Raw genomic sequence first — 18,054 nt, 5'->3', positions numbered from 1 at the left:
TCAGAATTAACAAGGTGAAGGCGGGGAAAAATGGGTAATGCATTTGATTTTGAACTGACCGCGACAGATCAGGCGTCGGCCTCCATTCAGCGTATCGAAGAGGCCGTTAAAAATCTCATTCCTGATCTGGATAAAACCCGTGATGGACTTAAATTAGGGGGGCAGGGATCAGTTGAAGGTATTGACGACCTCAATGCTCGTCTAAAGGGAATGGGGCAGTTTGCGCGTGAAGGTGTGCAGTTTGTCGGTGATATGGTGCCCCCGCTAAAAATGGTTGGTGAGATTGGCAGCAAGGTACTCAGGTTTGGTGCGCTTGGCGCTGTTGGTTATATTGGCGTCAAAGCCGCTCAGGGGTTAAGTGCGGCTGCTGATTCGGCCTATTCGCTTGATGTGGCGGCTAAAAATGCCGGTATGTCAGTTGATAATTTTAGCCGTGTTAGCGGTGCAATGCAGATTTTGGGGGTAGATAGCGACACTGCTCGCCAGTCTGTTGAAGGGCTATACAAGACGTTTAATGACCCTTTGTGGGCACGTAACGATGTGACACAGGAGTTATTGGCTCGGAACGGCATTGTCATTGAACGCCTCAAAGATGGCACGGCAGATGTCTATAAAACGCTGGACAATGTTGCCAAAATATTCCCTAAACTTTCGCCCCAAACTCAAAAGACTTTGGCTGATGCCTTAGGGTTTGATGCTCCTATGTTGGTATTAATGCGGGAAGGTGTCAGGTACAAAGAATTACTGGCTAAATCGGATAGTTTTGGCTTGACGGTTGACCCAAAAATTAATGCACAACTGGTTGAATTGAATGCTCAGTTAAAGGAGGCCAGCGCCGCGCTTGATGGGTTGATGACCAAAGGAAAAATATGGGCAGCCCAAAAACTTTTACCTGATGAAAATATGGTCAAAGGAAGTGCTGCAACTCAGCTTCATGATATGAAGATGCGCGAGAACGATGATGAAAACTCGTTTGCACATGGTGATAAACAGAAAGATATTCTTCATCGGGCGCGAGTAGACGATAAATTCAAAGAGACATTATCGTTTAAAGAGAAAGCCTATTTAACGTTTGGATATCCAGATAAGGATTTTACCCAAAAATTAAATGATCAGTACGGTGCGGACTGGGAGACGCAGGAAAAGAAACGGCTTGAGATAGAAAAACAAAAAAACGTCGCTCCCGTTAAATCACCCTACATACTCCCCGGCGAAGATCAGCAGCAAGCGAGACTAAAACAGTTAGAGTCACAGTATAACCTTCCTTCAACCTTGCTTGATCGGGTCTACCTGAATGAATCTAACCGAGGTAAAAATCTACTATCACCCAAAGGTGCTGAGGGGCCATTCCAATTTATGCCAGCGACAGGCAGAGACTACGGATTAAATACGCGGGAAGATCGCATGGACTTTAATAAGTCCAGTGAGGCGGCGGCTAAGTATTTGGCCGGCCTACTAAAAGATTTTGATGGTGATGTTAATCAAGCCGTTGCGTCCTATAACTGGGGGCAGGGGAATGTCAAAAAGCATGGGTTGGGAAAAGCCCCTGCTGAAACGCGTAACTATCTCCAGAAGATTATGCCGGGGTTACCCGCTATTCATCCCCAACCAGGCGAGTTAAATACCGGCACCTCTGATATCAACGCGCTACCGCCAACATCCATAAATGCATCCCAGCAAAGTGGGAGAGACATTAATGATATCACCCAAGGTATTGGTGGAGATAAGTCAGAAATTGAAATTACGCTGATTAATGATAAGACAGGTGAACGTCACAAAATAGCTACCCAAAAAGGGGCTAAAATATCAACATCAATGAATTACTCGGGTTAATTTAATTGTATACCTGACATCTTCTAAATGTACTATTAATAGCTTAGTTAAACTGGTTGGAGATTCGATTGAAACATATTTTACTGTTGGCTATGTTCATGTCTTTTCCTTTGTTAGCAGAACCTGTTGAAATAGTGGCGGCTAGAAGTGCTGCGGGTATCTGGGGGCTTGGTTGCAACTATGGTAATTCTTATTTAAAAAGACTTATTAATGGAGAAGATAGAGATGAAGCAATGGCTTCAGAGCTTCATAAGCTGGATGAGAAAATAAAAACAACCATCTCATTTTATGAAAAAGGAAACTCTGTTGATAAAGACGGAAAGGCATTTATTTTAGGGTTATCCAGTAAGTACTCTATCGACGGATTTAAATCGAAAGTTCACGACGCCCCAATTAATTGTGAAGCTTCATCGAGAGTGGTTGAGATAAAAATTCTTAGATCGCTATTGGGTGATGCTGAAGCTAAAAACGAACTATCTGACTGGAATTATTATAAATATCAATAAATTATAATAAATCATCAGAGTGGTCAACCTGACCTAATGGTAAGCTGGCTACTAAAGTATTGAATCTCAGCCTAGTAATTCAAAAATGTAGTCACCTTATTGTGAACCCGCCATTGTGCGGGTTTTTCCATTTATGGAGGGAGTCAAATGTCACTGATCAGCAATGCACTTTCTGATTTATTAGGTACTGGTGGTGATAGTTGGCAATGGTCTGAACACCTGCACCCTGCCTCTTTTCGTGGTGTTCCTTTTGCTGTATTAACTGCTGAGGGTGTTTTTGGTCGTCGCCAGGCCATTCATGAGTACCCTTATCGAGATACTGCGTGGATTGAGGATTTAGGCCGTGCTACTCGCCGCCTGACTATCCGTGGTTTTCTTATTCAGAGTAGTGGCCTTTATAACGCGCCTGACGTCATGACCCAGCGTGATTCACTGATTGCTGCCTGTGAAATGCCGGATGCGGGAACATTAGTACACCCAACGCTGGGTGAAATGACGGTCAGTATTCCTGAAAGTGGTCTTCGTCTGAATGAAGGGGCTGAGTCAGGGCGCGTTTTTGAATTTACTCTGACCATCATTGAGTCTGGTTTACGGGTATTTTCTGTTACCAGTTCAGCAGATGCCGTTTCGTCTATTCAGTCATCATGGTTTGGGCTGGCCTCCAAATCCGTTGCGACATTTATTGCGACGGTAAAAGGCGAGATCCGCTCTGTCACTCAAACCATCAGAACGCTGAAAAGTACGGCTGCATTCTGGGTCAATATGGTGAATTCAACAACCAGCGAGGCAACAAACCTTGGGAATATGCTCCGCTCTACATTAGGCCGGGATCGTTATGGCCGCTACAACCACGGCACGGTTGGCGGCAGCGTGTCGGGTGCGACTGCATCCATTAGTACACAAAATGACACGGCCAATCTATCCGCGCTGGTGGCACAAAGAATGGCGGTATCAGTTGAGGGTCGGGAGTCAGTCAACAAGGCCACGGAGGCATTACGAACAGCCGCTACAGTTGAAGGGCATGCGAATGCTGTTCTTGCTGTTGTGAATGCCATCTTGGCCAGCGGAGCCAGTACCCTTGATTTAATCCGTATGATGCAAGAATTAACGGAAGTTGATGACAATACTTTTCGACCTAATCCCAGTGACAGCAATACCGCAGCCGCCAGCTACCAACTCATTATTGTATTGTGCGCCGGTGCGATGGTGTTTGCTGCTTCGCAATATCAACCTGAAAGCTACGACGATGCGGTCGATATATTGACGCGGGTCTGTGATGTTGTAGACAGTGCGGCGCTTTCTGCGGCTGACAGGGGTAATGATGAGGTATACCAGGCACTAAACGACTTGCGCGGTTCAATCGTCACGCTGTTACAGCAGACCGGCGCGAACCTGTCTCGTGTTGAGACCGTCAATTTTAACCGATCATTACCCGCGCTTAATCTTGCCAATCGGCTCTATCAGGATGCACGACGGGGTGACGCGTTGGTGAAAATGGCTAACCCCGTTCACCCGGCATTTATGCCCGTCCGATTTAAGGCGCTGAACTCATGAGTGATGATCTGACACTACGCATTGGCAATAAGCTGATTTCCGGCTGGGATAACATACGGGTCACGCGCAGCATAGAAAGGTTACCCAGCGATTTCAGCCTGTCATTGATGGACCTTTATCCAGGGAGTAACAATCAACAGTGGGTTAACCCGGGAGACGCTTGTGTCGTTAATTTGGGGGATGATGTTGTTCTCACAGGCTACATAGACCGTTGGGCACCGATGATCAGTCGTAATCGCCGCGAAGTGAGGGCGACGGGACGGAGTAAGTGCCAGGACTTGGTTGATTGCTCCGCAGAGTGGCCAAACAATGTGATCAGCCAATCGACAGCGCTACAGATAGCTCAACGGTTAGCGATGCCCTACGGCATTACGGTGTCCAGTGATGTTACCGACCTCGATATTGTTCCCCAATTTACATTGAACTGGGGGGAGTCCTCTCAGGAAATTATTGACCGTATCACGCGCTGGGCGGCATTGCTGTATTACGATCTACCCGATGGCAGTTTATATCTAACTCGGGTGGGGACGCGAAAAGCAGGCAGCGGGGTAGCGCAGGGCATCAATATTGAAGACGCTGCTTATAACTCGGGAATGGACCAACGATTTTCTGACTATATCGGCGTTTCGATGTCTGTTAGTCAACTTCAGGAGCAGGTTCAGGATGCAGGATACGGTTCAGTTACGTTAGCGCGAAGCCGCGATCCTGAAGCAGCCCAAATGCGCTATCGAAACCGCATTATCATTGTTGAAAGTACCATGAAAGCCCTAAAACTGGCTCAGCAATGTATTGATTGGGAAATGAACCGCCGTTATGGACGCTCTAAAGAGCTGTTGGTGACGGTCGATAGCTGGCGGGATAAAGACGGAAAACTGTGGGAACCTAACACGCTGATCCCCATTGATTTACCTGTTTTTGGTTTAAAGGATGAACTCTGGCTGTTATCGGAGGTGACCTATCTCAAAGACGACCACGGCACCTCAGCCCAAATGGTACTGATGCCGCCTGAAGCCTTTACCGTTCAGCCTTATCAGTTCTATTCAAATCTTATGGAGTTGAACCCACGATGAGCGAATCAGGGCAGCTATCCCAACTATATCGCCAGATAAAAATGATACTCGGGATAGGACGGGTCACAGCCAGCAATGATGGTGGCACCGTTCAAACCGTTCAATATCAAACCCCGCTTGAAGTCCGTGATGATACGCCGAGATTGGCCGAATTCGGCTTTTCGTCAGGGTTACCCGCTAACACCGATGTGGTGATTGGGTTCCTCGGTGGTGACAGGTCGAGTGCGGTGATCATTGGTTCAAACCATCAGTCATTTCGTCATGTCGGGCTAAATTCGGGTGAAACGGTGATCTATTCGCAGTGGGGGCAATACATCAAGTTAACGGAAAACGGCATCATTATTGAGGCCAATAGCCAGCCAGTCACGGTCAATAATGCCACTGAGGTAACGGTTAATGCCTCGGTAAAAGTGCGCCTAAATACCCCGTTACTGGAGGTCAGCGGCGATATTGTCGATAACGCTGGCAGCAATGGCACCACGCTGAAAACCCTACGCGAAGCCTATAACACCCACAATCACCAACTGAAAAATGTGCAGGGCGGTAGCGCGACATTAACCAGTGAAGTGACGGGTAAGGTGGTTCAATGACAACCGATATCAAAACAATCTGGGAGCCTGACAAATTGCTGGGCGACTGGCAGACCGGCGGCGGTGGGCTACTGGATGGCAATGATTTAGAGACCGCCATTTTGATTAGTCTGTTCACTGACCGGCTGGCCCGTGCTGATGATGCTATCGATGGCGATGATCGCCGGGGGTGGTGGGGCGATACCGGATCGGAGTACCCGATCGGTTCCCGTCTGTGGTTGCTGCGCCGCGAAAAACTCACTACCAAGGTAGCGCTAAAGGCTGAAGACTATGCCAATGAAGCCTTGGTTTGGTTGCTTGATGATGGTGTGGTGACGGCAATCAGCACCAATGCCCAGATAATGTACCCCAACCGATTGAATCTCATCATCAACTATCAACAACCCGCGCAAACACAGGCGTCTGTTAAATTTTCATGGGTATGGGAGACCTAATACATGCCATTTAATCGCCCCACATTAAGCGAACTGCGTCAGCGCAACCTGTCTTATATACAATCAGAACTCAAGACGGGCGGTAACTTACTGCGTTTCTCCAATATCGGTGTGATCAGTGATGCTGATGCCGGAATGGCGCATTTACATTATGGTTATCTGGATTATATCGCGCTGCAATCCACGCCTTATAATGCCACTGACGAATATCTTGCCGCGTGGGCTGCGTTGAAAGATGTTTTCCGCAAACCCGCCAACCCTGCAACTTCTCCTACAGTCGAGTTTAGTGGGACCGTAGGCCGTATCATTAGCGCCGGTAGCCTTTTAAACAGGGCCGATGGTTATCAATACAGTCTCGACCATGAGTTAACACTGGGGGCTGTTGGTACCGCCACCGGTTCAATCACTGCTGTACTCCCCAGCGTATTGGATGACACTACTGGCGGCGGTATCGCGGGGAATGCGGATGCCGGAACGTCTCTTACACTCGACGTTGCAATTGATGGTGTCCTGTCAGTGGCCACAGCGATAGTTAAGATATCTGGCGGCGCTGATATTGAATCAGAAGATGCTTTTCGTTCTCGTATGTTACTGGCCTATCAAAATACCCCGCAAGGTGGCAACGATACCGATTATCGAAATTGGGCGTTGGCCGTGCCTGGTGTGACACGTTGTTGGGTGAAACGTCGCTTACAGGGGGTAGGTACGGTTGGCATTTATATCATGTGCGATGGCAATGATTCAGGTGGTTTTCCGGTCGGGACTGATGGCGTCTCTCAGCTTGAAGAGTGGGGCGCAGTAAAAGCAACGGGTGATCAGGGGCGTGTTGCAGATCATGTCTATCCCTTACAGCCCATTATCGCCATCATTTATGTTTGCGCACCGGTAGCAGCCCCCGTAAATTTTGTGATTAGTGGCATTTCTACGGCATCCAGTGAAACTACCTCGGCAATAAATACGGCTATTGATGAGGTGTTTTTTACTGAGGGTGAGCCGGGTGGAAAAATTTTATTGTCGTCACTGCTGCTGGCCATCGGTGATGTTGCAGGAACCGGTGGTTTTATTCTTGATTCACCGACGACTAATATTCAGCTTGAAACCGGTAAGTTACCTGTCCGGGGAACGGTGACCTATCCATGAGTCGATATTCTGTTAATGAATATACCGCCGCTCTTCAAGCACTAATGCCTGGTGGTCTGGTTTGGCCCCGACAACTTAACGGTATTCAAACCAATACTTTACGCGCACTAGCCCAATCCTTTCAACGTAGCGATGAAGATGCCCGTGATTTGCTTGATGCAGCTTTTCCATCAACAGCAACGGCAATGCTTCCTGAGTGGGAAGCGACGCTCGGATTACCTGATTTATGCGCGATAGGTGAGATTGACAGCATTATCCAGCGGCAGCGGGCCGTAGTATCCAAACTGTTTGGTATTGGTGGGCAGTCTGTTACTTATTTTATTCGTGTTGCGGAGGCATTGGGTTACTCCATTGCTATCACCCAATACCGGCAAGCCTGTGCCGGGATGTCCGTTTGTGGTGATGCTTTAAACGGTGACGAGTGGCCCTTCACCTGGCTGATTACTGCACCAGAAACCACTATCAATTATGCCCAGTGCGGTTTAACTTATTGTAGTGACCCCCTACGTTCGTGGGGAAACAAGCAGCTTGAATGTCGATTAACCGTATTAAACCCTTCTCATACCATCCTTAAATTTGGCTACGTTAGCTAACTAATCAATATCTATTAATTTAAAGCGCCTTTCCTGGCGAGGATTATCTATGCAAAAAATTGGCGATATACCGAATACGCGTGCTGACAGTAATGGCGAATTTACCGACGGCAATGTTGCTGGTGGTGTTCCACCTACGATATTGCCAGCAGAGTGGTTTAATACTATTCAGCGTGAATTAATGAGTATTCTAACAGCCGCTGAAATAGAGGCTGATAGTGATACGTTTAATCAAGTGCTTTTATCGATACAGAAGCTGATTGGCGAGGGAATTCCTGATCTTAAAGACGCCTCATTAACCCAAAAAGGGATTGTCCAATTAAGTAATGCAACCAACAGCACTAGCGAAACACTCGCCGCGACCCCTAAAGCTGTTAGAGCGGTTGATGTTGCGTCGTTAAAAATTGCCAATAATTTATCTGAAATTAACACCGCTGGCCCCGCTGCTGTTGCTGCAACTCTCGCAAACCTTGGTTTAGGCGACGTCGTCCATCTGCCCCAATTAACGGGCGTTGTTGGCATATCACGTAATGCAAAAATGAGTGTTACAGCAGCATCGGCAACGGCCACTTTCACAGCTGATGAAATCATTGTCCAAACGGAGTTGGGTGGACTGCAATATAAGCTCGCTAATTTCAACAAGACAATCAACCTGGCTACAACAGGCGCGGGAGGGATGAATACGGGTACCGCACCCGTTAATGGATTCGTGGCTTTATATGCGATTTACAACCCGACAACTCAAGTGTCAGCCTTGTTTGCTGTTAACGCGACATCAGCAGTGGTACCAGAAATTTGCGGTGTAACAATGCCGGCCGGATACACTGCATCAGCATTGCTGACTGTTGTATCCACTGATGCATCATCGCGCTTTAATGTGGTGATGGTTCAGGGGCGGCATGTCTCAATTCAGTACACAGCCATGTACGGTACTACATCAAATGTTGCCAGCTCTCCGACCAGCGTGAGTGGGGTTATCCCAAGAAATGCAATCAGCGTGTCTGGCTCGATTACAATGTCATCAACTACCGCCGGACCAATTTCTGCTGATATCTCCGGGCCGAGCGCGATCGGCAATCAGCGGATAGCGAACTACATGAATGCTACAGAAAGCAACACTTCAAATTTCAGTCAGATTCCCATTGCTACGCCATCCACGGTGACACTTGCAGTTAGCAGTAGCACCACAACTTTCAGTTGTTATTTTTATGCTTCGGGGTATTCAATATGAAATATATACAAATCGTGAACGGAAAGGTTATCGCTGAATTCTCTTGTTTCCAAGATGAGGAAATATTCCCAGGGATTATAGAAGTTGAAGATGATGATCCGCGCTATGTTGATTGGTACAACTCAGTACCTCATTTCATGGCTGGAACTGAAGACATGTAGATTTGATGACGGGCAGGGATGCCTATGAGGTGGGGTGTGTCAGATTTGTGCCAGAACAATGACACAAAATGGCACAAATCAGCAAAGCATGACAAACACCACTTAAGCTGGCTGGCTTGTGTAGCGGGTTAGACAGTTGCTATCATGCGTTCCTTTTAATCACGCATTAGACTGTTTCTCTAATGCTGGAGGTTATGTGAAGTACGAATTACAAACAACTGATGGGCGCGCCCGTCGTGGTCGTCTAATCTTTGAACGTGGCGTGGTAGAAACCCCGGCATTTATGCCTGTTGGCACCTATGGCACAGTTAAAGGGATGACACCGGAAGAAGTAAAAGAGACCGGTGCGCAGATTTTGCTGGGTAACACTTTTCACCTGTGGTTGCGTCCAGGTCAGGAAATCATGAAGTTGCATGGTGACTTACATGATTTCATGCAGTGGCATGGCCCGATTCTGACTGACTCCGGCGGCTTCCAGGTATTCAGCTTGGGTGCGATGCGCAAAATCAAAGAAGAAGGGGTGACGTTCCAAAACCCGATCAACGGCGATAAAGTGTTCCTTAGCCCAGAAAAATCAATGGAAATTCAGTACGATCTCGGCTCCGATATCGTGATGATTTTTGATGAATGCACCCCCTATCCCGCGGACTGGGATTATGCCAAGCGTTCGATGGAGATGTCATTGCGCTGGGCTGCCCGTAGTCGCCAACGCTTTGATGAACTGAACAATAAAAATGCATTGTTTGGTATTATTCAGGGTGGCGTTTACGAAGATTTACGTGATGTGTCAGTAAAAGGGCTGGTAGATATCGGTTTTGATGGTTACGCTGTGGGCGGTTTGGCGGTGGGTGAGCCAAAAGAAGATATGCATCGTATTTTGGAGCATGTTTGCCCGCAGATTCCGGCGGATAAACCACGTTATCTGATGGGCGTGGGGAAACCAGAGGATCTGGTAGAAGGTGTGCGCCGTGGTATCGACATGTTTGACTGTGTGATGCCTACGCGTAATGCCCGTAACGGCCATTTGTTCGTGACGGACGGTGTGGTAAAAATCCGTAATGCCAAGCATAAGAATGATGTTGCAACGTTGGATGAACATTGTGATTGCTACACTTGTCGCAATTATAGTCGTGCCTACTTGCATCATCTTGACCGTTGCAACGAAATACTGGGTGCGCGACTGAATACTATTCATAACCTGCGTTACTACCAACGCTTAATGGCGGGTTTACGTCAGGCTATTGAAGAGGGTAAATTAGAGGTCTTCGTTGAAGATTTCTATGGCCGGATTGGGAAACCTGTTCCGCCATTAAATGCCTGATTTTAAAATTATTGCCTTTGTATTTGTAGATCTAACAGTTACGATTTACCGTTTCTGTTTTATCGCACTGATTTCACATTACTGATATTGATAACAATGAGGGAATTTTAATGAGTCTTTTCATTTCCGATGCTGTCGCATCCGCTGGGGCTCCGGCTCAAAGCAGCCCGTACTCCCTGGTGATTATGCTGGTGGTATTTGGTCTTATTTTCTACTTCATGATCCTGCGTCCACAGCAAAAACGTGCCAAAGAACACAAAAAACTGATGGATTCTATTGGTAAAGGTGATGAAGTGCTAACCACGGGTGGTTTACTTGGTCGTGTAACTAAAGTTGCGGAAACGGGTTATATCGTAATCGCACTGAACGACACCACTGAAGTGATGATCAAACGTGACTTCGTTGCTGCCGTTTTACCGAAAGGTACAATGAAGGCTCTGTAATTTTCGATTTTCCCGAAGGGAATTGCCGTGTTAAACCGTTATCCTTTGTGGAAGTATCTGATGCTGATCGTTGTGATCTTCATCGGTCTGCTATACGCACTTCCCAACCTTTATGGTGAGGATCCGGCTGTTCAAATCACTGGTGCGCGAGGAATCGCCGCCAGTGAAACAACGCTGGTCCAAGTCCGTGACGTTTTAGAAAAAGACAACATAGCGAGCAAGTCTATTGCGCTGGAGAACGGTGCAATCTTGGCTCGCTTTAGAGATCCTGACGTCCAGTTGCGTGCCCGTGAGGCACTGATGGCTGCGATGGGTGACAAATACGTTATCGCGCTGAATCTGGCTCCGGCAACACCCTCTTGGCTTGCCAAGTTAGGTGCAGAGCCGATGAAGCTGGGTCTTGACCTGCGCGGCGGTGTGCACTTCCTGATGGAAGTGGATATGGATACTGCGCTGGGCAAACTGCAAGAGCAAACGATGGATACCTTGCGCACAGATCTGCGTGAGAAAAATATCCCGTATGCCACGGTGCGTAAGCTTGATAACTATGGTGTTGAAGTGCGTTTTCGCGACGATAAAACCCGCGATGATGCCGTCAGCTACCTCTCTTCTCGCCACCGTGATCTGGTCATTGGCTCCAATGGTAGCAATACCTTAAAGGCAGTGATGACTGATGACCGTCTGCGGGAAGCGCGTGAATATGCAGTTCAACAAAACATTACTATCCTGCGTAACCGGGTTAACCAGTTAGGTGTAGCCGAGCCGTTGGTTCAGCGCCAGGGATCGGATCGTATTGTGGTTGAATTACCGGGTATTCAGGATACCGCGCGTGCCAAAGAGATTCTTGGTGCGACGGCAACACTTGAATTCCGTCTGGTAAATAGCAATGTTGATGCCTCTGTTGCTGCCTCCGGTCGGGTACCGGGTGATTCAGAAGTCAAAAATACCCGTGAAGGTCGCCCGGTTGTCTTGTACAAGCGCGTTATCCTGACCGGTGACCATATTACTGACTCAACCTCCAGCACCGACGAATATAACCAAGCTCAGGTTAATATCTCGCTCGATAGCGCCGGTGGTTCTCTGATGTCTAATTTTACCAAAGACAACATCGGCAAGCCGATGGCGACTTTGTTCGTAGAATATAAAGACAGCGGCAAAAAAGATGCTAATGGCCGAGCGATTCTGGTTAAGCAGGAAGAAGTTATCAACGTAGCGACTATTCAGTCACGCTTGGGTAACAGCTTCCGTATTACTGGCATTGATAACCCGGCTGAAGCTCGTCAGCTTTCCCTGTTGCTGCGTGCTGGTGCTCTGATTGCACCTATCCAGATTGTGGAAGAGCGTACTATCGGGCCAACTTTGGGGTCACAGAACATCACCCAAGGTCTGGAAGCTTGCTTGTGGGGCCTGGCGGTATCTATCCTGTTTATGGTGATTTACTACCGTAAATTTGGTGTGATTGCCAGTACGGCGCTATTGGCTAACCTGGTGTTGATCGTGGGTGTGATGTCCTTGTTACCGGGGGCGACATTAACCATGCCGGGTATTGCCGGGATCGTATTGACATTGGCGGTAGCAGTTGATGCTAACGTACTGATTAATGAGCGAATAAAAGAAGAGTTCAGGAACGGGCGGACGATCCAGCAAGCGATTCATGAAGGGTACAAAGGTGCCTTCTCAAGTATCGTCGATGCGAACGTAACGACGCTTATCACGGCAATTATTCTTTATGCTGTGGGTACCGGTTCGATTAAAGGCTTTGCCATTACAACGGCAATCGGTGTTATAACGTCAATGTTCACCGCTATAGTCGGTACTCGTGCCATCGTCAACCTGCTTTACGGCGGCAAGCGCATTAACAAGCTGTCTATTTGAGGAGTACGTTGTGGCACAGGATTATACTGTTGAACAACTGAACTATGGCCGTAAAGTCTATGACTTTATGCGCTGGGATTACGTCGCTTTCGGCGTCTCGTTGTTGCTGTTGGTGGCATCGATTGTGGTGATGTCCACTAAAGGGTTCAACTGGGGTCTGGATTTCACCGGTGGTACGGTGATTGAAATTAACCTGGAAAAACCTGCGGATCTGGATCAACTGCGTGACACGTTGGAAAAAGCGGGCTTTGAATCGCCAATTCTGCAAAACTTTGGTAGCACCCGTGATGTGATGGTACGTATGCCACCCGCCACCGGAACTGCCGGGCAGGAATTGGGCAACAAAGTCATCTCTGTTATTAATGAGTCAGTTGATAAGAATGCTTCGGTAAAACGTATCGAATTCGTCGGGCCAAGTGTGGGCAGCGATTTAGCCCAGGCAGGCGGCATGGCGTTGATAGTCGCGTTACTGTGTATTCTAGTTTATGTTGGTTTCCGTTTTGAATGGCGTCTGGCGCTGGGGGCGGTTATCGCTTTGGCCCATGACGTGGTCATTACCATGGGGATCTTGTCGTTATTCCAGATTGAGATCGATCTGACCATCATTGCTTCATTGATGTCGGTTATTGGTTACTCACTAAACGACAGTATCGTGGTATCGGACCGTATTCGTGAGAACTTCCGCAAAATCCGTCGCGGTACGCCTTATGAAATCATGAACGTGTCTCTGACCCAGACCTTAAGTCGTACTATTATGACCTCTGCAACTACGCTGATGGTGGTATTGATGCTTTTCATCTTCGGTGGTGCGATGCTGCAAGGCTTCTCACTGACGATGTTGATCGGTGTTTCCATCGGTACCGTTTCATCCATCTACGTTGCGTCCGCGCTGGCGTTGAAACTGGGTATGAAACGTGAACACATGTTGCAGCAGAAAGTTGAGAAAGAAGGCGCAGACCAACCTTCAATCCTGCCTTAAGTTGTAAGTGGTAGTACGAAAAGAAAGCCCTGATACAATTAGTATCAGGGCTTTTTTATTCGTGTATTAACCTAATGCTTCCGCCCCATTTATTTGCAGTGTAAATATTATCGCGTTATCTTTATTTTATTGAGTAATTTGTTTTCTCTATGAATATTTATTTAATTTTTATCCATGGTTTAATTGAGTAAGAGTAAAAAATCATTAATTTTATTTTTATAAAAACTATATAAGTAATTCGATAGTTAATTATTTTAATATTATTTATTATTCTAACTTGATTTATATGCTTAATGTAGTTGGATGATGTGAGTAAATTATCGGAGAATATATGAGTGATGTGAATTTTAACGGAGTTTACATAGCTAATGATATGATATATAAGTGTTTTGATGATATTCTACAAGGAAGCGATGATTGTGATTTTGTGTGTGGTGTTAAACGTGAGCTTAATGATATTTTTGAATCATTTAAGATTAAATATGATTTTAATCAAAAGTCAAAGTTTAATGAATTTGAGATCAATTTGGGTAAAAGTGATAATGAAATTGATCTTGTAACACTCATTAATAATTATATGGGGAGTGAGAATAAGCTTACGAGTAGAGTAAATGGTATTCATTATAATTTTATTAAAAGTATTAACTTGAATTTTAATCAATCAACACTTAGTAAAAAATATGAACTTACTTTAAATCATAACGGTCGTTATGATTTAATAAAAAAAGAGTCGCCAACCTCCGTGGTTAAAAGTGCCGGTTATAATGATTTTATTTCTTACCTAAATATATCAGTTGGAACTCCAAGTGAGCAGGTAATAAACGTAAAGTCTTTAAAAAATGAAAATGTGGGGTTTGAATATTGTCAGGGTGATGAAGTAGTAGATATATGCAGTGCAAATTTCCCTAAGTGGAAGGATGTTATAATTACTCATGGAAGAGGTGGGTTGAGTAATAGTGAATGGAATGAAAATTATAATTCAATCAAATCGGAAAACTCTGGAAAAGGATGTAAATTTTGGAATGAATATTATACGTTAACAATAACTAATACTACATTACCGCAAGCTTTAGAGAATGATTTAATTTATCTTAAAAATAGAATAATCCCAAGTATATCCGATATGATTAAAGTGGTAATGGATAAAGCATACCCCCCTTCAAAGGGATTATGGGGGCGATTAATTGATTTTATTGTTGCTCATTTATTTCCTTCACTATCTAAGGAAGTAAATGAGAAAATGATTAAGTCTAAAAGTGAACTTGAAGATTTTTATTTGTTACTATTGGGTGCAAAAAAAGAAGTGCAAGATGCAGAGCAAAATATAGACAAAGCCCCCTGTATTTATCACTTGGCCCTTCAGTTATTAAAACAATGCATACCTGCGCAATACCCTTTCGACCCTCTCAATATATTATCCCCAGATCGTAAAGTTTGGTTAGCACTGCAAAAGGAATGGCTAGAGCCGCTAAAGCCACCAAACCAGAACCCGCTCAATAGTTGAATAAAGATAAACTGCCGTTTCCGCACTTTGTTGTCGTGGCAGTTCGCGGTAAACTGGGGCTAAGTTTTGGCTCACTCATCAGGAAGCACTATGCATTGCCCGTTTTGTGCCGCTGTGGATACTAAAGTCATTGACTCCCGTCTGGTGAGCGATGGTTCGCAAGTGCGCCGTCGCCGCCAGTGTTTAGATTGTAATGAACGTTTTACCACTTTTGAAGTGGCAGAACTGGTGCTACCGCGCGTGGTTAAAAGTGATGATGTGCGCGAACCCTTCAACGAAGATAAATTACGGCGTGGCATGCTGAAAGCATTAGAAAAGCGTCCGGTTAGCTCTGATGATGTCGAAACAGCAATAAGTCATATCAAATCCCAATTGCGCGCCACGGGCGAGCGGGAAGTTCCGACGAAAATGGTGGGTAACCTGGTAATGGAAGCCCTCAAACGGCTCGATAAAGTGGCCTATATTCGCTTCGCCTCGGTCTATCGTAGCTTTGAAGATATTCGTGAATTCGGTGAAGAAATTGCCCGTTTGCAGGATTAATTCGCGCCAAATGGTTATTTAGCGAGGGTCGCGCAGCCATAAAGCGGCGCAATAAACGGAAGGAAAGCCATGCAGACTGATGAGTTCTATATGGCCCGCGCTTTTGAACTCGCGCGGTTAGGGCGGTTTACTACCTCGCCAAACCCAAATGTTGGGTGTGTGTTGGTGCGTGATGGTGAAATTGTCGGCGAAGGGTATCATCTGCGTGCCGGAGAGCCACACGCCGAAGTACATGCATTACACATGGCGGGTGAAAAAGCGCGCGGTGCAACGGCTTATGTCACCCTTGAGCCTTGTAGTCACCACGGGCGCACGCCGCCTTGTGCGGATGCACTGGTGGCCGCTGGTGTAACCCGAGTCGTGGCGGCAATGCAGGACCCCAATCCGCAAGTTGCCGGGCGCGGGTTATATAAATTGAAACAGGCCGGGGTTGCAGTCGACCACGGTTTGATGTTGGCGGAAGCTGAAGCCGTGAATCTTGGTTTCCTAAAGCGGATGCGTACCGGTTTTCCTTATTTGCAATTGAAAATGGCGGCATCATTAGATGGACGTACCGCGATGGCCTCGGGTGAAAGCCAGTGGATTACGTCGCCACAGGCACGCCAGGATGTGCAGCGTTTTCGAGCTGAGAGTTCGGCGATTCTCAGTACCAGTGCCACCGTAATAGCGGATGACCCTTCGCTCACGGTGCGCTGGTCGGAGTTAGATGCCCAAACGCAAGCCTTGTATCCCCAAGATTCGCTGCGCCCACCGGTTCGGATTATATTGGATAGCCATAACCGTGTAACGCCTGAACACCAAGTGACACAACAAAATGGCCCATGCTGGCTGGCGCGCGTTGAGGCGGATCAGCAGCCATGGCCAGATAATGTCGAGCAGTTATTGTTACCTCGCCATGGTAATGGTGTGGATTTGGTATTATTGATGATGCAACTTGGCAAGCGGCAAATTAACTCAGTGTGGGTTGAAGCCGGGCCACAACTGGCAGGCGCACTATTACAGGCCGGTGTGGTTGATGAGTTAATTCTGTATATCGCGCCAAAACTGTTGGGTAGCGATGCCCGCGGATTGTGCCAGTTGGCTGGATTAACGCATTTAGCACAAGCCCCTGAATTTGTCTTCAGTGATGTACGTCAGGTGGGGCCAGACTTACGTTTGCGTTTGAAACCGAAGTATTAATTGAATTTTCCGGCAGAGTTTCCCGAAGCTCAATCATCGTCTTGCCAAGCGTTTTGTAAATGCGCAGGGGCGGGGCGTGAAAGAATATGATAGAATCCGCCCCCCTGCGGGGTATGAACCCATATTGAGGAAAGCTATGAACGTTATCGAAGGTGTTGTTGCTACTCCTAATGCCCGCGTGGCGATTGCAATTGCGCGTTTTAACAACTTTATCAACGGCAGTCTGCTGGAAGGTGCAATTGATGCCCTGAAGCGCATTGGTCAGGTAGCTGATGACAACATTACTGTTGTTTGGGTACCGGGTGCCTATGAGTTGCCGCTGGTTGCCAATGTATTAGCAAAAACAAATCGTTACGATGCGGTAATTGCGCTGGGTACGGTTATCCGTGGGGGAACTGCGCACTTTGAATATGTTGCTGGTGAAGCGAGTTCTGGCTTGGCAAGTGTCGCCATGAATAGCGATATTCCAGTCGCTTTCGGTGTGCTGACCACAGAAAGTATTGAGCAGGCAATTGAGCGTGCTGGTACTAAAGCGGGTAATAAAGGTGCAGAAGCTGCCCTGACCGCACTTGAAATGATTAATGTAATCAAAGCTATTAAAGGCTGAATTTAGTTAAGGGGAATTCCGTGAAACCTGCTGCTCGTCGCCGCGCTCGTGAGTGCGCTGTTCAAGCGCTTTACTCTTGGCAGTTGTCTAAAAACGACATCGCTGATGTTGAATTACAGTTCCTGTCGGAGCAGGATGTCAAAGATGTAGACATCTCCTATTTTCGCGAATTGCTGTCAGGGGTCGCAGTTAATGCCACATCTTTGGATGCGTTAATGACACCTTTTCTTTCCCGCCAGCTCGAGGAATTAGGTCAGGTTGAAAGAGCTATTCTGCGTATTGCACTGTTTGAACTGAGCAAACGTAATGATGTCCCTTATAAAGTGGCAATCAATGAAGCTATCGAACTGGCCAAAACTTTCGGTGCGGAAGATAGTCACAAGTTCGTAAATGGCGTGCTGGATAAAGTAGCTCCGACAGTACGTAAAAAGAAATAATATACCCAAAGTCATTGGCAGCGCTAACACCGCGTCAAGTGAAGAGGGATATGATTA

General features: G+C 46.7%; 19 protein-coding genes. All 19 read left to right on the top strand.

What is annotated here, in order from left to right; genetic code table 11:
• The first annotated feature begins 30 nt into the window (after positions 1-30).
• The gene (locus V1955_RS16760; protein ID WP_442821178.1) at positions 31-1,833 is read left to right on the top strand and encodes a lytic transglycosylase domain-containing protein; all 1,803 of its coding nucleotides are present in this window, start codon (positions 31-33) and stop codon (positions 1,831-1,833) included.
• A gap of 68 nt (positions 1,834-1,901) precedes the next feature.
• A complete protein-coding gene (locus V1955_RS16755) occupies positions 1,902-2,339 on the top strand; it encodes a hypothetical protein (protein WP_442820684.1) in 438 nt (145 codons plus the stop codon).
• Between the two features lie 147 nt (positions 2,340-2,486).
• Positions 2,487-3,893, top strand: a complete 1,407-nt coding sequence (locus tag V1955_RS16750) for a DNA circularization protein (protein WP_442821177.1) — start codon at positions 2,487-2,489, stop codon at positions 3,891-3,893.
• Positions 3,890-4,963 (top strand): phage baseplate assembly protein, encoded by a 1,074-nt coding sequence (locus V1955_RS16745; protein ID WP_442821176.1) that lies wholly within the window; start codon positions 3,890-3,892, stop codon positions 4,961-4,963. Before V1955_RS16750 ends, V1955_RS16745 begins: the two co-directional genes overlap by 4 nt.
• Positions 4,960-5,553, top strand: a complete 594-nt coding sequence (locus V1955_RS16740; protein ID WP_049678647.1) for a phage baseplate assembly protein domain-containing protein — start codon at positions 4,960-4,962, stop codon at positions 5,551-5,553. The genes V1955_RS16745 and V1955_RS16740 overlap by 4 nt, the downstream gene beginning before the upstream one ends.
• Complete coding sequence (locus tag V1955_RS16735; RefSeq protein ID WP_049678648.1) at positions 5,550-5,987, top strand: phage GP46 family protein; 438 nt, start codon at positions 5,550-5,552, stop codon at positions 5,985-5,987. The genes V1955_RS16740 and V1955_RS16735 overlap by 4 nt, the downstream gene beginning before the upstream one ends.
• A gap of 3 nt (positions 5,988-5,990) precedes the next feature.
• Positions 5,991-7,127: a baseplate J/gp47 family protein gene (locus V1955_RS16730; protein ID WP_420072308.1), complete on the top strand. Its 1,137-nt coding sequence runs from the start codon at positions 5,991-5,993 to the stop codon at positions 7,125-7,127.
• Positions 7,124-7,720 carry a YmfQ family protein gene (locus V1955_RS16725; RefSeq protein WP_420072307.1) on the top strand — a complete coding sequence of 199 codons (597 nt, stop codon included), beginning with the start codon at positions 7,124-7,126 and terminating at the stop codon, positions 7,718-7,720. The genes V1955_RS16730 and V1955_RS16725 overlap by 4 nt, the downstream gene beginning before the upstream one ends.
• A 49-nt stretch (positions 7,721-7,769) precedes the next feature.
• Positions 7,770-8,951: a phage tail protein gene (locus V1955_RS16720; protein ID WP_442821175.1), complete on the top strand. Its 1,182-nt coding sequence runs from the start codon at positions 7,770-7,772 to the stop codon at positions 8,949-8,951.
• Entirely contained in the window at positions 8,948-9,112 is a 165-nt protein-coding gene (locus V1955_RS16715) for a hypothetical protein (protein ID WP_442820962.1), read from the top strand. Before V1955_RS16720 ends, V1955_RS16715 begins: the two co-directional genes overlap by 4 nt.
• Positions 9,113-9,308: 196 nt before the next feature.
• On the top strand, positions 9,309-10,433 hold the full coding sequence (tgt, locus tag V1955_RS16710) for a tRNA guanosine(34) transglycosylase Tgt (protein WP_083160069.1): 1,125 nt from the start codon (positions 9,309-9,311) through the stop codon (positions 10,431-10,433).
• Between the two features lie 110 nt (positions 10,434-10,543).
• Complete coding sequence (gene yajC / locus V1955_RS16705; protein WP_005166605.1) at positions 10,544-10,876, top strand: preprotein translocase subunit YajC; 333 nt, start codon at positions 10,544-10,546, stop codon at positions 10,874-10,876.
• A 27-nt stretch (positions 10,877-10,903) separates the two neighbouring features.
• Positions 10,904-12,751, top strand: a complete 1,848-nt coding sequence (gene secD / locus V1955_RS16700; protein WP_083160067.1) for a protein translocase subunit SecD — start codon at positions 10,904-10,906, stop codon at positions 12,749-12,751.
• 10 nt (positions 12,752-12,761) lie between these two features.
• Complete coding sequence (gene secF, locus V1955_RS16695) at positions 12,762-13,730, top strand: protein translocase subunit SecF (RefSeq protein WP_083160065.1); 969 nt, start codon at positions 12,762-12,764, stop codon at positions 13,728-13,730.
• Positions 13,731-14,061: 331 nt separating this feature from the next.
• Entirely contained in the window at positions 14,062-15,234 is a 1,173-nt protein-coding gene (locus V1955_RS16690) for a hypothetical protein (RefSeq protein WP_442821174.1), read from the top strand.
• 90 nt (positions 15,235-15,324) lie between these two features.
• Positions 15,325-15,774 (top strand): transcriptional regulator NrdR, encoded by a 450-nt coding sequence (gene nrdR, locus V1955_RS16685; protein ID WP_005182112.1) that lies wholly within the window; start codon positions 15,325-15,327, stop codon positions 15,772-15,774.
• A gap of 69 nt (positions 15,775-15,843) precedes the next feature.
• Positions 15,844-16,953: a bifunctional diaminohydroxyphosphoribosylaminopyrimidine deaminase/5-amino-6-(5-phosphoribosylamino)uracil reductase RibD gene (gene ribD, locus V1955_RS16680; RefSeq protein ID WP_083160061.1), complete on the top strand. Its 1,110-nt coding sequence runs from the start codon at positions 15,844-15,846 to the stop codon at positions 16,951-16,953.
• A 136-nt stretch (positions 16,954-17,089) separates the two neighbouring features.
• Positions 17,090-17,560, top strand: coding sequence for a 6,7-dimethyl-8-ribityllumazine synthase (ribH, locus tag V1955_RS16675; protein WP_442821173.1), 471 nt, complete (start codon positions 17,090-17,092; stop codon positions 17,558-17,560).
• A 20-nt stretch (positions 17,561-17,580) separates the two neighbouring features.
• Positions 17,581-17,997 (top strand): transcription antitermination factor NusB, encoded by a 417-nt coding sequence (gene nusB, locus V1955_RS16670; RefSeq protein WP_083160059.1) that lies wholly within the window; start codon positions 17,581-17,583, stop codon positions 17,995-17,997.
• Positions 17,998-18,054: the final 57 nt, after the last annotated feature.

This window comes from Yersinia sp. 2545 StPb PI (assembly GCF_052217125.1).
Classification (GTDB): domain Bacteria; phylum Pseudomonadota; class Gammaproteobacteria; order Enterobacterales; family Enterobacteriaceae; genus Yersinia; species Yersinia enterocolitica_E.
This window is presented reverse-complemented; position numbering and strand designations above follow the sequence as displayed.